This window comes from Arsenicibacter rosenii, from assembly GCF_001870735.1.
In the GTDB taxonomy this organism is placed as follows: Bacteria; Bacteroidota; Bacteroidia; order Cytophagales; family Spirosomataceae; genus Arsenicibacter; species Arsenicibacter rosenii.
Genome location: NZ_MORL01000221.1, coordinates 1 through 676 on the forward strand (window position 1 = coordinate 1; position 676 = coordinate 676).

General features: G+C 43.3%; 1 protein-coding gene. It reads left to right on the forward strand.

Going from position 1 to position 676, the window contains the following annotated elements:
• Nucleotides 1-416, forward strand: a 416-nt coding sequence (locus tag BLX24_RS30945) for a DUF3592 domain-containing protein (RefSeq protein WP_177226002.1), incomplete at its 5' end; no start/stop codon positions are given.
• Between the last annotated feature and the right edge of the window lie 260 nt (nucleotides 417-676).

Here is a 676-nt window from a genome sequence, read left to right on the forward strand (position 1 = left end):
TTGTGAAGTATTTACCCCTCATTCTTGGTCTACTCTGTACTATGGGCGCGCTCTATCAGCTTTACCGTGGGAGCTGGTTGTTCTTAAACGGGCAATCGGCGGAAGGCAGGGTTGTCGCTAATGAACGGAGTTCCGGTAAGTCAAGTGTCTATTATCCCATCGTGGAGTTTAAGACACTGAGCGGTCAGACCTATCGGTGCAAAGGGCAATCCGGAACCTTACCTGCGGAATACGAAGTAAATGATTCCGTAACCGTTCATTTTGACCCTGATAAGCCGACCAATACCTTTATTGGTACTTTCTTTAGTTTGCTACAGGGCTTCCTTTTTTCTATCGCGCTTGGTGTTTTATTCAGTTGGTTTGGTCTCAAAATACTAGGCTTTGGAAAACCACAGGCCCCAACCGGCAGAAATTAACCGAGACCACGCTCACTCAAATTTTTGATATTAACCAGTGAGTTGCCCGTCCGTTTTTATCATCAGACATGCTGGCCGGCTTCATCTCAGATTGGGAGCAATTTGTGAGACGATGATTTTTATACAGTTAATAATCAGTACTTTATTCATATAAGGTAGGTTCTGTAATATTTACCGGCTTCAATCGTCTTTGCTCAAAGACAAATCTCAATTTACATGAACTGGCTACACCTAAACGCAATTCTGCTGACATTGATTGT